At 46.2% G+C, this 19579-nt stretch carries 18 protein-coding genes; 16 read left to right on the top strand and 2 right to left on the bottom strand.

From position 1 onward, the window contains the following. Positions 1-340: 340 nt before the first annotated feature. The gene (gene bglS / locus JOE49_RS02045) at positions 341-1054 is read right to left on the bottom strand and encodes a beta-glucanase (RefSeq protein WP_023990437.1); all 714 of its coding nucleotides are present in this window, start codon (positions 1052-1054) and stop codon (positions 341-343) included. A gap of 490 nt (positions 1055-1544) precedes the next feature. Between bglS and JOE49_RS02040 the strand changes: the two genes are divergently transcribed. The 5 genes from JOE49_RS02040 to JOE49_RS02020 all read left to right on the top strand — a co-directional run bounded on the left by JOE49_RS02040 (position 1545) and on the right by JOE49_RS02020 (position 7282). Then, positions 1545-2522 (top strand): LacI family DNA-binding transcriptional regulator, encoded by a 978-nt coding sequence (locus tag JOE49_RS02040; RefSeq protein WP_023990435.1) that lies wholly within the window; start codon positions 1545-1547, stop codon positions 2520-2522. 164 nt (positions 2523-2686) lie between these two features. Then, positions 2687-4012, top strand: a complete 1326-nt coding sequence (locus JOE49_RS02035; protein WP_053326152.1) for an ABC transporter substrate-binding protein — start codon at positions 2687-2689, stop codon at positions 4010-4012. Positions 4013-4071: 59 nt separating this feature from the next. Continuing rightward, positions 4072-4956 carry a carbohydrate ABC transporter permease gene (locus JOE49_RS02030; RefSeq protein WP_053326151.1) on the top strand — a complete coding sequence of 295 codons (885 nt, stop codon included), beginning with the start codon at positions 4072-4074 and terminating at the stop codon, positions 4954-4956. After that, positions 4956-5783 (top strand): carbohydrate ABC transporter permease, encoded by an 828-nt coding sequence (locus JOE49_RS02025; RefSeq protein ID WP_025723176.1) that lies wholly within the window; start codon positions 4956-4958, stop codon positions 5781-5783. The genes JOE49_RS02030 and JOE49_RS02025 overlap by 1 nt, the downstream gene beginning before the upstream one ends. An 83-nt stretch (positions 5784-5866) precedes the next feature. Continuing rightward, positions 5867-7282, top strand: a complete 1416-nt coding sequence (locus JOE49_RS02020) for a glycoside hydrolase family 32 protein (protein ID WP_209940484.1) — start codon at positions 5867-5869, stop codon at positions 7280-7282. A gap of 75 nt (positions 7283-7357) precedes the next feature. On the opposite strand, the gene JOE49_RS02015 is transcribed toward JOE49_RS02020, so the two are convergent. Then, positions 7358-8545 (bottom strand): macrolide family glycosyltransferase, encoded by a 1188-nt coding sequence (locus JOE49_RS02015; protein ID WP_209940483.1) that lies wholly within the window; start codon positions 8543-8545, stop codon positions 7358-7360. 199 nt (positions 8546-8744) lie between these two features. Here JOE49_RS02015 and JOE49_RS02010 point away from each other — a divergent pair, with 199 nt between their 5' ends. The 11 genes from JOE49_RS02010 (at position 8745) to JOE49_RS01960 (ending at position 19436) form a co-directional block, all read left to right on the top strand. Further along, on the top strand, positions 8745-8939 hold the full coding sequence (locus tag JOE49_RS02010; protein WP_023990429.1) for an H-type small acid-soluble spore protein: 195 nt from the start codon (positions 8745-8747) through the stop codon (positions 8937-8939). 19 nt (positions 8940-8958) lie between these two features. Further along, on the top strand, positions 8959-9129 hold the full coding sequence (locus JOE49_RS02005; protein ID WP_007432293.1) for a hypothetical protein: 171 nt from the start codon (positions 8959-8961) through the stop codon (positions 9127-9129). 247 nt (positions 9130-9376) lie between these two features. Then, on the top strand, positions 9377-10102 hold the full coding sequence (locus JOE49_RS02000) for a FadR/GntR family transcriptional regulator (protein ID WP_023990426.1): 726 nt from the start codon (positions 9377-9379) through the stop codon (positions 10100-10102). Between the two features lie 47 nt (positions 10103-10149). Further along, positions 10150-11334, top strand: coding sequence for a M20 metallopeptidase family protein (locus JOE49_RS01995; protein ID WP_028541761.1), 1185 nt, complete (start codon positions 10150-10152; stop codon positions 11332-11334). Positions 11335-11403: 69 nt separating this feature from the next. Beyond that, positions 11404-12951 (top strand): ABC transporter substrate-binding protein, encoded by a 1548-nt coding sequence (locus tag JOE49_RS01990; protein ID WP_160789028.1) that lies wholly within the window; start codon positions 11404-11406, stop codon positions 12949-12951. 85 nt (positions 12952-13036) lie between these two features. Beyond that, the gene (locus JOE49_RS01985) at positions 13037-13954 is read left to right on the top strand and encodes an ABC transporter permease (RefSeq protein WP_023990423.1); all 918 of its coding nucleotides are present in this window, start codon (positions 13037-13039) and stop codon (positions 13952-13954) included. Between the two features lie 17 nt (positions 13955-13971). Continuing rightward, entirely contained in the window at positions 13972-14904 is a 933-nt protein-coding gene (locus tag JOE49_RS01980) for an ABC transporter permease subunit (RefSeq protein WP_160789027.1), read from the top strand. Between the two features lie 23 nt (positions 14905-14927). Then, on the top strand, positions 14928-15905 hold the full coding sequence (locus JOE49_RS01975; RefSeq protein WP_023990421.1) for an ABC transporter ATP-binding protein: 978 nt from the start codon (positions 14928-14930) through the stop codon (positions 15903-15905). Next, on the top strand, positions 15902-16906 hold the full coding sequence (locus JOE49_RS01970; RefSeq protein ID WP_053326145.1) for an ABC transporter ATP-binding protein: 1005 nt from the start codon (positions 15902-15904) through the stop codon (positions 16904-16906). The genes JOE49_RS01975 and JOE49_RS01970 overlap by 4 nt, the downstream gene beginning before the upstream one ends. A gap of 45 nt (positions 16907-16951) precedes the next feature. Next, positions 16952-18976 (top strand): S9 family peptidase, encoded by a 2025-nt coding sequence (locus JOE49_RS01965; protein WP_160789026.1) that lies wholly within the window; start codon positions 16952-16954, stop codon positions 18974-18976. Next, the gene (locus JOE49_RS01960) at positions 18969-19436 is read left to right on the top strand and encodes a hypothetical protein (protein WP_028541766.1); all 468 of its coding nucleotides are present in this window, start codon (positions 18969-18971) and stop codon (positions 19434-19436) included. Before JOE49_RS01965 ends, JOE49_RS01960 begins: the two co-directional genes overlap by 8 nt. Positions 19437-19579: the final 143 nt, after the last annotated feature.

Here is a 19579-nt window from a genome sequence, read left to right as displayed (position 1 = left end):
ACAGCAATATAAGCTTGAACTTGAAGCTGAACCGGGGATGATTCCTTCAAACGTAATACTTGTTGTCTGACTTCCCTTCATTAAAGTTGGTTCCTGAGTTATAAACCGATTGGAGTTACATGACCCCTTTCCTGTATTGGTATCTTTAAAGTAATTGAAGCAGGAAAATGCTAACCATCCGCAAACATATGGGTTAAACAGGGGATTTATTAAATACCTGATTATATTCAGCTGCGCATCGGTGATCGCCAGCTTTGAATAGATTTCCAGCGATTTTATTCATGGCCGAATGCATCATCAAAAAAAACAGCCACTACAGGGCTGCTTTTGGTACTATGGGCTAATTGCTCGTGTATTTTACCCAATCATATTCAGCGTATAGCGGATTCGCTCCATTATACGAACCTAGCCAGTCGTCAACGCCAGTGCCATTCCATAAATTCATCATAATCTTGCCTGGCGTGCTTGGTATGTTTGTAGTTGCCGTATGCTTTAGAACCCCGTCAACATACCACTTAATGTATCCTGGCTGCCAATCGAATGCATAGGTGTGAAAGCCTTTTGATGCATCGAAGCCCAGATCTACAATCTTCTCGTGACCACCGACCCCGTTTGTATAATAGTTGAATTGCACTTTTGTCGTGTCTTTGCCTAAAAATTCAATATCTATTTCATCCCATTGCGTGCCATCAGTAGGTCCCGTATACGTAAAAAAGGAAGATACGATCCCTGTATTTTTAGCCGGCTTCATGCTGACCTCGTATAAGCCGTATCTGTAAGTGTTCGTCGATCGATACTCTCCGCAGTCAAATTTATTGTACGCAGAACTTGTTAAGCCAAGCTTCATTTTGCCATCGTTCGTAAAATTGACATTATTGGCACGCCAAGTGCAATTAAACATGTTCCCATTGGAATATCCATCCGCTTTTTGCCATGCACCAGAATTGAAACCATTAAGTGGTTCCCAAAAAACATTCCCCGCATAAACGCTTACCGAAAAAAACAGAGAGACAATTCCAGTTGCCAGTAAAGTAAACCAAGATTTCTTCTTCATTTTACACCTCCATAAAAGATTGACCAAACATGAAAGAAACGGCTGACAATGATACATTATTTCAAGTATTGACCGGCTTACCGGAAAAATATAAAACGCTTCCATATTTGGTATCTTCATTGTAGCTTGAAATTGAGGCGTAGACTATAGCAAACTTAACGCTTGAAACATAATTTAAAAAAACCTAAATTTTATCAAGTTGTGGTTTAAAAATGCACCGCTAGGCCGCTACTCACCCCGATAACTAGAGCCCCTACGTCGGGGAAGTTGAATCCAAGAAGGATGGTTAAAGAAAAGATAGCAAGACCTTTTTAAGGGGGTCTTGCTACCATTATGGTTTAGAGCAATTGTAACCTCTAATTTGGGATTCGCAAAGTTCAGTCACCTAACATTTACGGTCATTTTGAGGCCTTCCGTTATGTAAGGTTGTTGAAATGATGAGGAGAGAGTATAGTTTGTATGTATTTATTTTGTGCGGGAAGAGGTTAATATGGCGACAATTCATGATGTAGCATTAAAAGCGGGCGTGTCAGTCACTACAGTATCCCGTGTAATGAATAACCGAGGATATATCAGCGAAACTACACGCAAAAAAGTGTTTGACGCAATGGAGGAGCTTAATTATCAACCGAATGAAATAGCACGATCTCTGCTACGTAAGCAGTCCAATATTATTGGCCTTATTATTCCCAATGTCTCGCATCCTTTCTTCGGTGAGCTTGCCAATCAGGTCGAGTATTATGCCTATCAGCATGACTGCAAGGTCCTGCTGTGCAATTCACATATGGATCCCGTGAAGGAAAAAGTATATATCGATATGTTGAAGCGGAACCGGGTGGATGGCATCATTATGGGTAGCCATACATTAGAAGTAGAAGAGTACCGACATTTGAATTCACCGATCGTGACGTTTGATAGGCAGATCGACCCGTATATTCCTTACATATCCTCGGATAATTATCGCGGAGGCGAGCTGGCTACGGAGCTGCTCATTCGCAAAGGCTGCCAGAAAATTGCGCATATCTGCGGAAATCTGGAGCTGAACATGCTGTCCAATGAGCGGACCAAAGCATTCCGGGATGTCGTGGGCAGGAATGGTGTCGAGCATGTGATCGTTCAAACAGACTTGAATGTGTTCGATCAGAAGGAGTACGAGCGAATCATTTCAAAACTCGTTCATGAACATCCGGATGTGGATGGAGTGTTCGCAACAAGTGATATTATTGCCGCTTTTGCGCTGAAAGAATATATTCGCGCTGGAAGGCATGTGCCAGAGAATGTGCGCATTGTAGGCTTCGATGATGTAAGCGTTGCTTCCTGGCTGACGCCGGAACTTACATCGGTAAGACAGCCGATTGCAGACATCGGCAGACTGGCGGTCGAGCTGATCCGCAGGCAGGCGGAAGGGGAGCAGGTGCAACCTGTCAATCTGCTGCCTGTTGAACTAATTGAGCGTGCAACGACCTGAATGAAAATCTGTTCCTCTAACAAGGGGAACAGATTTTTTTTAGTACATGTTAAAAATTCAACATGTCAAACGATTGACACAAGTTAAACCTTTGACATATAATCCGTTTGTAAGCGTTTTATTTAAGTGTTCAGAGCCATTATATAAATAAGGGGATGACAACAATGAGGAAATTCAAAAGAGTTCAATGGATGGTAATGCTACTTCTTTTGGTTATGGTGGTGTCTGCATGCAGTGGCTCCGGAGGAGAAGGTAATTCGGCTTCTGGAGGGGAATCAGGGGATTCAAAAAATGTGAAAATTACGCTTTTGAACTCCAAAGGCGAAATCCTTCCACAGCTGGAGGAAGCCGCTAAGGCGTTCCAGAAAGACAATCCGGGCATTACTGTTGAAATCCAGCCGGTTCCGACTGGTGGTTCTCCTTTTGAGCGTGCCTCCGCATTGTATGCATCAGGAAACCCGCCGACCATGACCATGCTAGATACAGGTGATGTTGAGAAATTCAAGGACCGTATCCTCGATCTAAGCGGGGAAAAGTGGAATGCGGACACTGTTGAAAATGCTACCACTGCTACGACATTTGATGGTAAAAATTACGCGTTTCCGCTGGCTGTTGAAGGCTACGGATTCATTTACAACAAAGCCGTTGTAGATAAAGCGGTAGGCGGAAGCTTTGATCCCACCACAATTAAAACCCGAAATGACCTTGAAAAACTGTTTCAGCAAATCGAGGCATCTGGTAAGAAAGCATTGGTGATTTCACCAATGGACTGGTCTCTGGGCGCTCATTATTTGCCTCTTGCTTATGCAGGCCAGAACAAAGACATGGCTGAAGTGGACAAATTCATGGCGTCACTAAAAGCGGGCCAGGCTAGCTTGGCTAATAATCCTGTATTTAACGGACTTATGGATACATTCGACCTCATGATGAAATACAACATCGATCAGGCTTCTCCGCTAGCAGGAGCTTATGAACGCGGACCGGAGCTGCTCGGCAAAGGTGAAGTTGGCATTTGGTTCATGGGCAACTGGGCATGGCCGCAAATCAACAGTTTTGATACCGCTAATAAAGAATATGGTTTCTTGCCTGTACCCATCAGTAACAATGCCGATGACTACGGCAATCAGGAGATTTCGTCCGCTGTATCCAAGCGCATTGTTATTGACAAGGAGAAGACTACTCCGGAACAGCAAGAGGCGGCGAAGAAGTTCCTGAACTGGATCGTATATGATGCGAAAGGCCAGGATTTCCTCGTGAACCAAGCGAACATTATCCCGGCGTTCAAAAATATTACACTGCCTGCGGCCGACCCGCTTGGCAAGTCCATCCAGGATTATATTGCAAAAGGCAAGTCAGAGCAGTCGATGAGCATGCTGCCTGCCGACCACTGGTCCAAGACAGGATCTTCCATGCAAAAGTATCTGGCGAAACAGGGCGATCGTGCAACACTGGTTAAAGAAATCGAAAACTACTGGAAAACGGTTAAATAAGGTTATTTTCAAATTACCTGGAATAGAGAGAGAAACCCGGAACAAAGGGAGGGATCATCATGATTACGGAAAAAGGAGTATGGAACCGGCTGCGGACGCGGCTACTGTTTACCGGCCCAACCTTGTTTGCCTTCATAACGGTAATGATTATTCCATTTTTGTATGGCATCTATCTGACGTTCACAAACTGGGATGGTATTTCCACCACACTATCGCTGGTAGGCATCCAAAACTATCTGGCTGTTTTTAGAGATATTGAGTTTTGGAAATCGTTCAGCTTGACGCTCAAGTATGTGTTTTATACCGTTGTTCTTATTAATGTGATCGCTTTTATGCTGGCTTATGTGCTGACTAAAGGGTTAAAAGGACAGAGTGTTTTCCGAGCGGGATTTTTCCTGCCCAACCTTGTCGGCGGCATTGTACTCGGCTTTATATGGCAGTTTATATTCAACAACGTGCTTGTCTATTTGGGACAACATGCCAGCATACAGTCGCTCAGCACGACTTGGCTGGCTGATCCCGACAAAGCGTTCTGGGCACTCGTGATTGTAACCGTGTGGCAGAACGCGGGTTACATGATGGTCATTTACATCGCGGGATTGACGGGTGTGCCGAATGATATTATGGAGGCCGCAAGCATTGATGGGGCGAACAGCTGGACCAGACTGCGGAAAATGGTGCTGCCCTTGATGGTTCCTTCTTTCATCGTATGTATATTTTTGTCCTTGCAGCGCGGTTTTATGGTCTATGACGTGAACCTTGCGCTCACGAAAGGTGGGCCGTTCAGCAGTACTCAAATGGTGTCGATGCATGTGTATGAAAAGGCATTCCTTTCCCGTGATTATGGTGTGGGGCAGGCAGAAGCATTCGTGTTGTTCCTGATGGTTGCTCTCATCACTCTGCTTCAGGTTTATTTTAGCAAGAAGTTGGAGGTGGAGGCGTAATGGCAAGAAAAAGAGTTGCTTCCTCCGTGATCAAATTCATTGTGTTGACAGTCATACTCATATTGTTCATCGTACCGTTCGTCTTTCTGCTGATCAATTCGTTCAAGGAAAACATGGCCATCACCTCAAATCCGTTATCGCTTCCAGAGAGCTTCAGTATGGTCAATTATATGAATGCATTCGATAAAATGAATTACATCGCTGCCTTTACCAACTCATTGGTCATAACGGTGTTAAGTGTTCTGTTTATCTCACTGTTCGCGGCGATGACGGCTCATTATTTTGTCAGAAACAACACCAAGTTCAACCAATATACATTTATGTTGATGGTTGCATCCATGATCATTCCATTCCAGGCTATCATGATTCCATTGGTGAAAATCTACGGGTCTCTTGATCTGCTGAACAGTAAGTGGTCGCTGATTTACATGTATATCGGTTTTGGCAGCTCGCTGGCCGTCTTCATTTATCATGGTTTTGTAAAGAGTATTCCAAAGGAACTGGAGGAAGCGGCGCTAATTGACGGATGCACGCGGTTTCAGACATTCTTCCGGATCGTGTTTCCGGTACTAATGCCCACGACGGCCACCATTTCCATTCTCAATGTGCTGTGGATCTGGAATGATTTTCTGCTGCCTTCCCTCATTCTGGTCGATCCGGAGCAAAGGACACTTCCATTGTCCACGTACAACTTTTATGGAACCTATACAGTGGATTATGGTCCATTGATGGCAAGTTTGGTACTGACGATATTTCCGATCATTATCATCTATCTGTTCGCCCAGAAGTATATTATTCAGGGTGTTATGCAAGGTTCGATTAAATAACTGCAGGGGAAGGATGCTTTATCAAACAGACTAAAGCGTATACGAGAGAGCGTGCAGATCAATTTATTTCCCAATCGAAGCATATGCTTCGGCCGGATTATCGCCTGAACTACCACTTAATGGCTGAATTCGGCTGGATGAACGATCCGAACGGCTTCATTCAATATCACGGGCAGTATCACTTGTTCTATCAACATTACCCGTATAAATCAGTATGGGGACCGATGCACTGGGGACATGCAGTCAGCCGCGATCTTATGAAGTGGGATTATCTGCCGATCGCTTTGGCACCGGACGGTGAGTTCGACCAGGATGGCTGCTTCTCCGGCAGTGCGATTGAGCAGGACGGGAAGCTTGTCCTGATGTATACCGGACATGTTGTAACCGGGCCTGACAAAGATCAGGATTACAAGCAGTCGCAGGGAATCGCAGTATCAGAAGACGGAGTAACGTTCGAAAAGTGGGAGGGCAACCCGGTCATCGGTTATGACGCCATACCGGACACGATCAGCCGTAAAGACTTCCGTGACCCTAAGGTGTTCAGACACGAAGGTCAATATTACGCCGTTCTCGGTTCTAATGATGCGAAAGGGAACGGACTTGTACTGCTTTACCGTTCTGAAGACCTGAAAAGCTGGACGTATGTCAATGTACTAGCCGTGAGTGACGGACGCTTCGGCGATAATTGGGAGTGCCCGGATCTGTTCCCGCTCGGTGGTCGGCACGTATTTATGCTGTCCCCGCAGCGCATGCCTGCGCAGGGGGAGGCTTACCGCAATCTGCATTCCACCATGTACGGTATAGGTGATTTCAATTCCGCTGCCGGAACATTTACGGCAGAGAGGTATGCTCAGGTGGATCACGGATTCGATTTCTATGCCCCACAGTCAACCTTGGATGATAAAGGGCGGCGTATCGTCATCGGATGGATGGATATGTGGGAGTCGGAGATGCCGACCCAGCAGGGGCACCATTGGGCTGGTGCGATGAGTCTTCCGCGGGAAGTGGTTATCGACGGCGCCAGGCTGCTGTTCCGTCCGCTTGAAGAGGTAAAGAATTACCGATGCAATCTGTTCGAGCAGCGGGATATCTTACTGACAGGTGAGCAGATTATGGACACGCGCGGAGATAGCTACGAACTGAAGGTCGTATTTGAGTTTGAGGCCAGTAACACCGATGAATTCGGTTTAAAACTGCGGGTGGGTAGCGAAGAGGAGACTGTACTGTCGTATCGTCCCGATGACGGTCTGTTCCGTTTCAACCGTGAACGTGCTGGTATAGGCCCAGGAGGAGAGAGAAGAGTGCCTTTGGACTTAAACGAGGGCCGTCTGGAGCTTCGGGTTTTTGTCGATAAAAGCTCGGTGGAAATATTCATCGGCGATGGTGAATACGTCCTCACAGGAAGAGTGTATCCGGGAGTGGAATCTACGGGCATTCGAGCGTTCGCGAGCGGAAAGTGTACGATTGCTTCGTTTCAGAAGTGGGATATATCCACATAGGAAATGCATGACAAACAGGAACCCGACCATTGATGGTCAGGGCTCCTGTTTTTTGTAGAATTGTAATCGTGTGATTTACACAAGCTTATTTTGAAGATAGGCATCAATTTTTGCGAGGGCTTCTTCTGTACTGCCAGATTGCTGGAAGCTATCATTTATTTTTTGTACGCCCTCTTTATACGCCGCGTTCGACATTACCTCATCTACGGCACCTCTTAACGATTGGACATTGATTTGGTCTTTGGTTATTCGATAGCCAGCCTGAAGTTCTGTTAACCGCTGCGCGACCATGGGCTGATCCTTGTCCTGAGGCAGTACAACCAAGGGTACATTAAAGTGAATCCCTTCATTCACACTGTTCATTCCACCATGAGTAATAAATACATCTGAATGACGTAGTACCTCCAATTGGGGAACATAGGGCGAGATGATAAAGTGCTCTGGGGCTGGATTGATTTTCGTAAAGTCAGCTTTCTCGCCAGCTGCAATCACGACGATACCTTCAAAATCGGAAAAAGCTTCAATACAGGTGTTGAAAAAGTCCTCAACATGATCCAAAACCGTTCCCATCGAAATATACAGAACTTTTTTATCTTGTAGTGCGTCCAAAGGAAATGAATTTTCCCCTTTGCGTTCTGGGAAGCTGGGACCAATAAAGAGATTCTCTTCACCAAAGCTGTCAGCGTCTGGTTGGAAATATCGACTGGTATATACAACATTCAAAGCCCCTGTATTGCTCATAAATTGAACCATATTTTTGGGAGCAACACCGAACCTTTCTTTCATGAGCTGCAGTGAGGTCGTGGCCTGTTCATCAAGTTGAAACGGCTCATTTCTATTAGAGCGAAAGAGATTGGTAGCCATCCGATTCTGCGAAATCAGAAAAGATGGGGAGGAAGCAATACCAGGGATTTTCAAATAGTCTCTAACTAACTCGCCAGCTCCGAATCTATCATAGAATACAAAGTCAAAATCAATGCTTTCAGACAGCTGCTGGGTAATGGCTAAGATGTCCATTGAAGTCTGGATATGGATATTCATAAATGCGTTCAGTCCTGCCGAAGTATTGGTATTAATGGAAGCAGTCCTGACCAGATCAGAATGCAGGTGAACCTTCGCTCCAACGGCTTCGAGTCTGTCCTTGTATTTCTCAGTTGTAATGTAATGTACTTGGTCCCCTCGTGCTGCAAAGGCTTGCGTCATCCCGATCGTAGGGTTTACATGTCCTTCTGCCGGAAAGTTAACCATTAATATGTTTAACATTCATCATTACTCCTTTTCTCTACAATTAAGATCGCAGTTTTCACTGAATCTCTCAATCCATAATAACAATAATATTTATTTTTTCAAATGATATCCTTTCATGATCATGAAAAACATGTTGGCATGAAATGTGTATAACAAATATTTACCTCGTGCATAGTAAGGGGGAACTCTACTTAGCAAGGGAGGTTTTTTCTAAGTGAATGTTCAAAGAGCGCAAGAAATAGCGTCCTCTTCCATAATGGCGAATGTGTTGTGTGATGGGTTACCCATTTATATTCAGCATGTGAACGAGCAGAGTGAGACGGCACGCATTTATGCGCTGAACCATCCAGAAGAGGAACGGGAAGTACCTTTGTACACGTTAACGGAAAGAGATCAGGTACTGGAATAAGAAAGGAGCGATATGAAAAATGAAACCAAATCAACAGAAAGTAGTCGAGGCAGACCGTTTGAATTTTCGTGACCAGACGGATGATGTGGTTAGAGAAGTGCCGGCCACGACGGATGCCAGCGAAGCAGTTGCAGCAATGACCTCACATATCAATAAATACGATGTACCGGATGAGTTGGAGGAGAAATAGAGAATGACCGAGCGCGCACAGGATAACCTGTTGCGTGCTTTTTATATGATGCATAAGGATAACCAAAGATTTAGCAGCTCTGTAAGGGGCTGCTTCTTTTTATTGTTTCGAAAGCATCATAAATATTTTTAAAAAAAGTATTGCATATAGGTTTACTAGGTATTATGATAACAACAGATTTATATTTTTTTGTTTTTTACAATGGTATAAGGTTTAGACCTTAAAGATTTATGATCGGAGTGTTCATATGTTAATCCAAACTCCTCTGCGCTTTGAAAAAGTATCAGCTAAAAAAGTGAGTGATTTTATTAGAGAGCAGTTGGAAGAGGCTATTATTTTAAAGGAATTGCTTAGCGAGGAGCAACTACCGACAGAACGGGAACTCGCAGAAATATTTAATGCCAGTAGAATTACAGTTCGTGAGGCGTTATCTCAATTGGAATCCAAGGGACTCATTGAGAAGAGAGTAGGTGCCAAGGGAGGGACCTTTGTTCTTCCAGTGACAGCAAACTCTCATAAACGTACCCGGGAAGAAATTGCAAAAGATTGGGAGCACATGCTGAAGGTCTTTGAATATCGGATGATTGTGGAGCCGGAGGGGGCTTTTTTAGCGGCTGCGCGGATCACCACGGATGAACTGGACCTGCTTCAGCATTACCTGGAACAGAGTATTGAAGCGGACTGTACCCGAGAATGGTTTCGGGCCTTGGATGTTAAATTCCATCTGGCCATTGCCAAAGCATCTGGCAATCCATTTTGTGAAGATGCGGTTAGGCAGATTCGCACCAAGATTAACCCGGCACTTGATCTCATGCCCTATGATGATCAGATTCGGACGGTGAATTACGACGTCCATACAGAAATTTTGAGTGCACTTCGGGCACGAGATGCTGAGAAGTCGCGGGAAATGATGAAGCATCATATCGGACATTCCGCAGATGCCATTTATGCAAGAGTGGTTGCAAAAGGCTAACGATATCATACAGAAAAGAATACGATTCGAGTGGGGAGGGTGCAAACATGAACATACACGAGCTTTTGGCTTTATCTAGACCACTTCAAGAGCAATTGATCACATGGCGAAGGGATTTTCATCGCCATCCTGAAACGGGTTATGAAGAGATTCGAACATCGGGCATTGTAGCCGAGCACTTGCGTAGTCTCGGGTTGGAGGTGACAACCCAGGTAGGGAAAACCGGGGTTGTGGCTCTGTTACGGGGAAAAAGCCCAGGGCCTACCATCGGTCTAAGGGCAGATATGGATGCATTACCGATTCAGGATCAAAAAACGGTTCCCTATCGTTCGGAGATCCCAGGTAAGGCCCATTTATGTGGGCATGATGCCCATACAGCCATACTGATGGGAACTGCACAGTTACTTGCTCATTTGGAGCGACCTGAAAGAGGAAATATCAAATTTGTCTTTCAGCCGGCTGAAGAAGGTTTGGCAGGGGCCAAGGCTATGATCGATGACGGTGTATTGGAGAATCCAAAAGTGGATGCGATGGCAGGACTACATATGTTCCCGGGTCTGAAGACAGGAACACTGGGGGTCAGCAAAGGGGTCGCTTTTGCATCGGCAGATAGCTTAACCATTAAGATTCTAGGCAAAGGCGGTCATGCTGCCCGTCCACATGAGGGAATAGACGCCATTGCCGTGTCCGCGCAGGTTATTTCTGCCCTGCAAAACATTTCAAGTCGTATGGTTGATCCCCTTGAAACCATGGTCATTACGATTGGCAAAATTAGTGGCGGGTATATGGGAGCGGCCATTGCACCGGAAGTAGAGATGATCGGTACCGTGCGTACCCTATCTGCGGAACTGCGTAACCGGATGCCTGAGCTGATCGAACAGGTGGTCCGTGGGGTATGTGAGTCGTTCGGAGCTGGATATGAGCTGAGTTATCAGCAGGGCTACCCGGTTGTGCAGAACGACCCGGATATGGTCGATCTGATGACGGAAACGAGTGAGCAATTGTTTGGCTCCAAGGAGTGGGACTACATCAAACCGTCAACAGGCGGGGAGGATTTCGCTTTTTATTGTGAGCAGGTACCCGGCGTGTTTTTCCGGCTGGGATGTGGGAGAGGTGATGAAGATACTAGCTATCCATTACATCATCCCAGATTTGATTTAGATGAAATGGTACTGCCTTATGGGGTAGCCATGATGTCGGCCATCGCGCTGAATTTTTTGAAGACAACATAAAATTGGGATTAAGACGCTCAAATGCAGCTGTGTGGCAATATACAACCTTAATGGAGTGGAGTGGACAAGATGAATAGACATAAGTGGTTTAGAGGCGGGATTACGTTACTGATTGCTGCGATGATCCTGGCAGGCTGCGGTACCCAATCCACAGGCGATAGTAAAGACAGCGCAACATCGACCGACAGTAAAGTACTGACAATTGCTAATGCTACGGATATTGAAAGTTTTGATCCACATAACAATAACAATACGGCGAGTGAAGCTGTTCTGGTTAACGTATTTGACTACTTATTGAAAAATGATAGTCAGCAAAAGAAAGTACCTGGACTCGCTACTTCCTGGGAAAAGGTAGATGATACCACTTGGCGTTTTCATCTGCGCGAAGGGGTAACCTTCCATAACGGTGATCCATTCACAGCCGAAGATGTGAAGTACACGATAGAAAGAGTGGCAAAGGATAACACACTCAAACAAAATTCCTACTTTAAAAATATCAAAGAAGTGAAAGTGGTAGATGAACATACGGCAGACATCATCACCGATGGACCTGATCCGTTGCTGTTGAATCGTTTATCCAAAATGGGAGCTGGCATCTTACCTTCCAAGTATATTGAGAAAAATGGGATAGAGGCATTCCTTAAGAATCCGATAGGTACGGGCCCTTATAAATTTAGCCAATGGATCAAGGATGACCGGGTGGTACTCGTTAAAAACGATAAGTATTACGAAGGTCAGCCCAAATGGGATCAAGTTGTCTTCCGCTCCATTCCAGAAGCCTCTACGCGTGTATCTGAACTGCTCGCAGGCTCGATTGACATTGCATCTGGTATCCCTTCCACGGATATAGAACGTGTTCAAGGCGAAGAGGGTAAAAAAATCGTTAAGGCTCCGATCCAGCGTGTGCTGCAATTGATTTTACGTCAAAGTCAGGGAAGTATTACGGCTGACTCCAAAGTGAGAGAAGCGATAGATCTCGCGATTGATAAAAAAGGAATCGTAGACAGCATCGCAGGCGGTGCTGGGATTGTAACCCGTACTTCCGTTACACCAGGCAACTTTGGTGCCGATCCTTCCTTATATGAGAAAACATTATATGATTCGGCTAAAGCCAAGGAACTGCTGAAGCAGGCCGGTTATGCTGGCGCAGGCCCGACATTGACCCTTTCAGTATCCTCAATATACAAAGAGTATGCCGAGGTCGTAGCCGCCATGTTAAATAAAGAAGGATTCAACATTAAATTGGACGTGCTGGAGCCAAGTGCTTTCAGTGAGCGTTACAGTTCCAAATCTTTCAAAGAAATGTTTATGATCGGCATTGGTAATTCTCTATTTGATGCTTCCAACAACTATAATCGCTATCTGGTAGAAGAGGCAAAAGGCGAAACGGATTATAACAATCCGAAGGTAGAGAAGCTGCTGCAGCATGCGCTGACGAATTTGGATACAGCCTCGCGTGAAAAAGAGTATCAGCAAGTGCAACAGATTTTGGCTGAAGATCGTCCAGCCGTATATTTGTTCCAAATGGAAGGGATTTATGGCACCGGTAACGGTGTGAACTTCCAACCGAGAAGCGATGAAATGTTCTATGCAGAGGATATTACACCTGCTAAATAAAGATGAGAAATGAACGGGCGGGGACCTCAATGAAGGTTCCTGCCCGTCCTTTTAAAAAAAGCCTGCTGGTTACGGAGGTGACAGATTGAAAACGTATATCGCTAAATCACTGCTTCAGGTTATTCCTGTACTGTTGATTGTCTCCCTTATTGTATTCATCCTGGTGAGGGTAACCGGGGACCCTGTGGCGCTTATGCTGCCGGAGACCGCTACAGCTGAGGATCGTGCAGTGTTAACGCAGGCGCTGGGGCTAGATCAGCCCTTATATACGCAATACATTAAATTTATTGGCAGTGCCTTACAAGGAGATTTTGGTACCTCGTTTCGCTATGGTGAATCGGCTTTGCCGTTAGTATTGGAACGGCTGCCTGCCAGTTTTGAATTGGCAGTAGCCGCCATGATTTTTGCGGTCATCATTGCTGTGCCGTTGGGCGTCATCTCAGCAGTCAAACGGAATACCTTTACCGATTTAATCATTTCCAGTTTATCCGTAGTCGGAAAGGCCATGCCTAACTTTTGGATGGGGATTATGCTCATCTTATTATTTTCCGTCATGTTAGGGATGCTTCCGGTGTCCGGCCGGGGCGGGATGGATCATTTAATACTCCCGGCCTTTACACTGGGTGTCGGCCTTTCTGCACAGATGACCCGACTCATTCGCTCCAGTATGCTGGACATTTTGAATCAGGACTATATTCGAACAGCCCGAAGTAAAGGGATTCTAGAAATCGTGGTTATCGGAAAACACGCTTTCCGCAATGGATTGATTCCGGTCGTTACGATTATGAGCTTGCAATTTACGAGCTTGATCGGAGGTACACTGATTACAGAGACGGTATTTGCATGGCCGGGTTTGGGACAGTTACTTGTCGTCGCTGTGAATACGCACGACATGGCTATCGTTCAGGCTGCTGTATTTGTGATTGCCTTTATTGTGGTGGTCAGCAATATTTTAACCGATGTCGTTTACCGACTGCTTGATCCAAGGATTAAATACAACTAGAGAGGGGAGGGGGAAGCGTGGCAGGCATTCATGATGTACAAGCCCTTGGTCCAGATCTAAACCTGGATGGCAAAAAGCAGACACAACCGTCCGGTATCGGACGCATATGGAAGCAACTATTACGAAGTAAAACCGGAACGGTCGGCGCAGTAATCTTACTGCTCGTTAGTTTAACGGCATTATGTGCCCCTATGCTGGCCAGTCACAATCCTGCGGAAATTGACCCGCTTAACCGTCTGAAACCGCCTATGTGGCTGGATGGTGGATTGCCGAAACATTGGCTTGGTACAGATAACCTAGGACGAGATATGTGGAGTCGTATCGTATATGGAGCGAGAGTTTCGCTTATCGTCGGTATTGGTGCAGTTCTGATCTCAGGCACCATTGGCGCAATACTCGGCCTCCTCGCCGGGTTTTATGGTAAATGGGTGGATGCCACCATAATGAGAGTTGCCGACGCCTTTTTGGCTATTCCGGCTATTCTGCTGATGCTGGTTGTCTTGGCCGTGGTAGGGCCTGGCATGACTACGCTCATTTTCGTCATTGGCGTTACAAATTGGGTTTCTTATACGAGAGTTGTCCGGGGCGAGGTATTGAGTATCAAGGAACGAGACTTTGTTAAAGCAGCCAAGGCGATTGGCTCTAAAAATAGTAGGATTTTGTTGAAGCACATTTTACCGAATGTCCTGTCTTCGTTTATCGTCATTTCCGGTATGAATGTAGCAACGACGATTATTATGGAAGCTTCTCTTAGTTTCCTCGGGTTAGGGATTACACCGCCGGCAGTGTCCTGGGGTGGCATGCTGAGCGATGGGAGACAGTATATAGCCACGAGCTGGTGGGTGGCAACGTTTCCCGGTCTGGCGATTACCATCACAGTCCTGGGCGTCATTTTTCTAGGTGACTGGCTTCGCGACGTGTTAGATCCCCATATGAAAGCGAAAGAATAGCAGAAAGCGGGGGATCGGAAAAGATGACCACGAGATTGCTTGAAGTGAATCATTTGAAAACCTACTTTAAAACGGAGGATGGCATCGTTCCTTCGGTCAACGGTGTCAGCTTCACTGTGAATCCAGGCGAAACAGTAGCTATTGTTGGAGAGTCCGGTTCCGGTAAAAGTGTAACCTCCTTGTCTATTATGGGTTTAGTGGCAGCACCAGGTAAAGTCGTGGGCGGGGAGATTCTGCTTGAAGGACGAGACTTGCTCCAATTGTCCAAGGGAGAAATGCGCAAATATCGGGGAAACGAGGTATCCATGATTTTTCAGGAGCCAATGAGTTCGTTGAATCCTGTATTTACGATTGGCAACCAAATCAGTGAGGTCATCCGGCAGCATCAGAAGCTGAGCAAACCCGAAGCACGGCAGAAAAGTATAGAGATGCTGGAAAGGGTAGGTATACCTGGCGCGTCGAAAGTGGTAGGTTATTTCCCACATCAGTTGTCGGGAGGAATGCGTCAGCGGGTGATGATCGCAATGGCCTTGGCCTGCCAGCCAAAACTGCTCATCGCTGATGAGCCGACGACGGCTCTGGATGTAACGATACAGGCTCAAATTTTGAATTTAATCCACAAGCTGAGCAAGGAAGAGAATACAGGCATCATTCTTATTACCCACGATTTAGGTGTCGTCGCGGAAATGGCTGACCGGGTAGTCGTGATGTATGCCGGGGAAGTAGTCGAGGAAGCGGACGTATTTGAATTGTTCGAAAAGCCGGGCCATCCCTATACGATCGGACTGCTAGGATCACTCCCTAAGCTTACGGAACAGAGAGAATGGCTGGATTCCATTCCCGGTACCGTTCCTAATATGATGCAGATGCCAAGTGGTTGTCCATTTCATCCCCGCTGTCCTTATGCCCAGGAACAGTGCACAAGGATTCATCCTGAAATACAGGCTAAGAATCCAGGACACTATGTCAGATGTTTACGGATGGAGGAGGTGTCAGTATGAACGAGACAGCACAGAAAACACCGCTTCTCGAAGTGAATGGGCTCAAGAAATATTTTCCGATGAACAAGGGCTGGTTTTCCAGAAAGAGCGGTTATGTACGGGCGGTTGATGATTTGAGCTTTAAGGTGATGCCAGGAGAAACCTTAGGTATTGTAGGGGAATCAGGGTGTGGCAAATCAACAACAGGACAAATGATTACACAACTGCTAGAACCCACGGCAGGCGAAATTCGTTTTCAAGGGCAAAGCCTGTCTGATTTAACAGACGAAGAAGTCCGTAAAGTCAGACGAGATTTACAATTTGTATTTCAAGACCCGTATTCCTCTTTAAATCCAAGAATGAAGGTTTTTGATATCGTCGCGGAACCGCTGCAGGTACACGGGATTGCTAGAGGCAAGGAGCTTAAAGCTGAAGTTTTTCGACTGTTGGAAACGGTAGGGTTAGGCGCGCATTTAGCGGATCGGCATCCCCATGAATTCAGTGGCGGGCAGCGTCAACGGATTGGCATAGCGAGAGCACTGGCTATGAAACCGAAGCTCATTGTTTGTGATGAACCTGTATCCGCGCTGGATGTGTCAATTCAGGCTCAGATTTTGAATTTGTTAAAGGAGCTTCAGCAGCAGTTCCAGCTTACCTACATTTTTATTGCCCACGGGTTGCCCTCCGTCAAGCATATTAGCGACCGCATCGCGGTGATGTACTTGGGCAAAATCGTGGAGCTTGCAGATCGTGACGAGTTGTTTGCAAGACCGCAACATCCGTATACAAAAGCATTGCTTGAGGCAGTGCCTGTTCCTGATCCGAGGCTGCGTAAAGAACGGATCACATTGACGGGGGAAATCCCCAATCCTGCCAATCCGCCTTCGGGCTGTACTTTTCACACGCGTTGCCCCTATGCACAAGAGATATGCCGACTACAGAGTCCATTGCTCGAAGAGCATACTCCAGGACATATTGCTGCCTGTCATTTTCCCCTGCATGAGCAGGTGGCTCACGAATAGATGAACTTTTGGAAGTAGGCGTTAACCAAAAAAAGGAGGCTACTCATGAATAAACGATCAATTGTACCGGAGGATTTGTACGGATATCAGTGGATCAGTGATCCCACAATAAGCCCCGATGGAACGATTGCCTACGTCAATAAAAGCATAGATCGCCCAAAGAATGACTACCAAACACACATCCGTGTCGCATCCCTTCTTGGGAACGACGATCAGCCGTTGACCGGTGGCCACAAGGATTCGGCTCCAGCTTGGTCACCCGATGGATTACAGCTAGCTTTTTTACGTCTGGCGAATGGAAGCAAACAGCTATGGACGGTTCCGGCTGAAGGTGGAGAGGGACAGCAGCAGACGGAGGTGAAGCGGGGAGTGGGTGCATTCGTCTGGTCACCGGACGGAAAGTATATTGTATTCACAAGTATGGTGAGTATACACGCTGAGCGGGAAGCCATGGGGCTTGAGGAATATAGCAAGCAATCCGGTGAGCGGGGACGTATCGTGGATCGTACCACTCCCAAAGCTGAAGGATCGGGCTGGTGGAATGGTCTATTTAGTCATTTATATGTATTGGAGCTTGAAAACGGCCGGATCACGCCAATAACGTCGGGACCTTGGAATGCATCTTACCCTGTATGGTCCACGGACAGCAAGCAGATTTCCTTCTTGTCCAAACGTGTAGACGACGACATGAAGGATGCAGACATGCTTTCGTTTTCGGATGTGTATACGATCGATTGCGACGGCGGTAATCTGGTGAAAGTTACGGATTCCAGCTTGGCGATTAGCCAATTTTCGTATGCCCCAGACGGCAAATCTTTGACTCTGATCGCCAGTGATCGCATTTATGGAAGTGGTAGCCAGAATCGACTATACACCGTGCCTGTTACGGGGGGAGCCCCGGAACTATTGGTTCCTGAATTAGACATGCAAATCGGCAACTTCGCCTTAAGCGATATGAAATCATTTGGTCCGTCTCCATCTCCGTTATATGCTCCTGCACGATTGAAGCCAGCGATGTATGTGCTCGGGACGTTGCAGGGTGCTGTTCATATATACCGCATCACAATGGACGGGGATGTTCAAGCGGTGACTGGCGGAAGTGATAGAGATATCTATCAGTACACGCTATCTGCTGACGGCCGCTATTTGGTTTTTGCTGCACTTGATGTGGACCGGCCAGGCGAGCTGTATCAAATGAATCTGGAGACAGGGGAAGAGAAGCGACTTACGCACCATAACGACGATCATATGGCTTCCTTGCAAGTGAGTTCACCAGAGACGTTTTGGTTTGAGGCTTCGGATGGCTTCAAGGTACAAGGATGGATTTTCAAACCGGCCGGAATGGTACCGGGGGATCAGGTTCCTTTGATCTTACAAATTCACGGCGGACCCCATGCGATGTATACCGGCACGTATAGCCATGAAATGCAGACGCTCCTTGCGCAGGGATATGCCGTGCTCATGACCAATCCGCGCGGTAGCTTTGGTTATGGTCAGGATTTTGCTCAGGCCTGCCGGGGGGACTTTGGGGGAGGAGATTATCGTGATCTGCTGGACGCCTTGGACTTTGTGCTGAGCCAGTTTGATTGTATAGATGAAACCAGGCTCGGGGTGGCTGGCGGCAGTTATGGCGGCCTGATGACCAACTGGATCATTTCTCACACGAACCGATTTCGAGCTGCCGTTACGCAACGCTGCATCTCCAACTGGCTCTCCTTCTATGGCTTGAGCGATATTGGTATTTCCTACACAGAGGGAATCGTTGGGGCTAACCCGTGGGAAGATCCTGAGCTACTCTGGTCCAAATCCCCATTGGCACATGTAAATAGCATTGAAACTCCGTTGCTGATTTTACACGGCGAGGAAGACCTGCGCTGTCCTGTTAGCCAAGGGGATGAGTTGTTTACGGCTCTTAAGCGGTTGGGTAAAATAACACGCCTCATTCGATATCCCGGGTCCAATCATTCATTGCTAAAGAGCGGTAAACCGTCCCTTCGTGTGGATAACTTTGAACAAGTGGTGGCTTGGTTCAATTCCTGCTTGAGTAAAGGAGTATACTCCAATGAGTAAAGTGAAATTGTCCATCCCAGTGGCCTTTCTGATCGAGAACTTATGTACGAGTGGTGAACCAAAAGACGTCATCATTGAATGTATCAAAAAACAGGATTTCACTCCTTTGCTCGACAAGGTTAAAGAAAAAACAATGGATTTCAAAGAACGTTGTCAAACGGCAGAAGACATAGGAGACGAGTGGGAAGAAGCGATCCTTAGTGGTTATGAATTTAAGTTTTTACACATCAATGGATTGAAAAGGCTGCTTTATTTTCGTTTGGATCGAGCCCTAGATCGCGATTATGAGCAAGATGGGATCACGTTGAAAAATCTGTATCTTGATCCTATCGAAATTGATACTTTACAAGGGCTCATCGGCAGACAGTGGCAGGTGATTGCTGAAGACAATGAAGCTGCAGGTAACGTGCAGAGGAGAGTCAGCATTAAGCTTTTATACCGAAATGAAGATGATTCTTAAAAAGCAAATAGTATTTAATGCCCAAACGTACAAATGATATTGCCCATGTGTACGTTTTTTTCTGTTTGTTTTTTTGTAAAATAATATATAAATGATTTCTGTTCAAACTAAATGGACCAGGCGCTCTCATAGCGGCGTTGTCT

It is taken from the genome of Paenibacillus sp. PvR133 (assembly GCF_017833155.1).
Taxonomy (GTDB): domain Bacteria; phylum Bacillota; class Bacilli; order Paenibacillales; family Paenibacillaceae; genus Paenibacillus; species Paenibacillus polymyxa_B.
The sequence above is the reverse complement of the archived record's forward strand: the minus strand, read 5'-3'. Positions and strand labels throughout refer to the sequence as shown.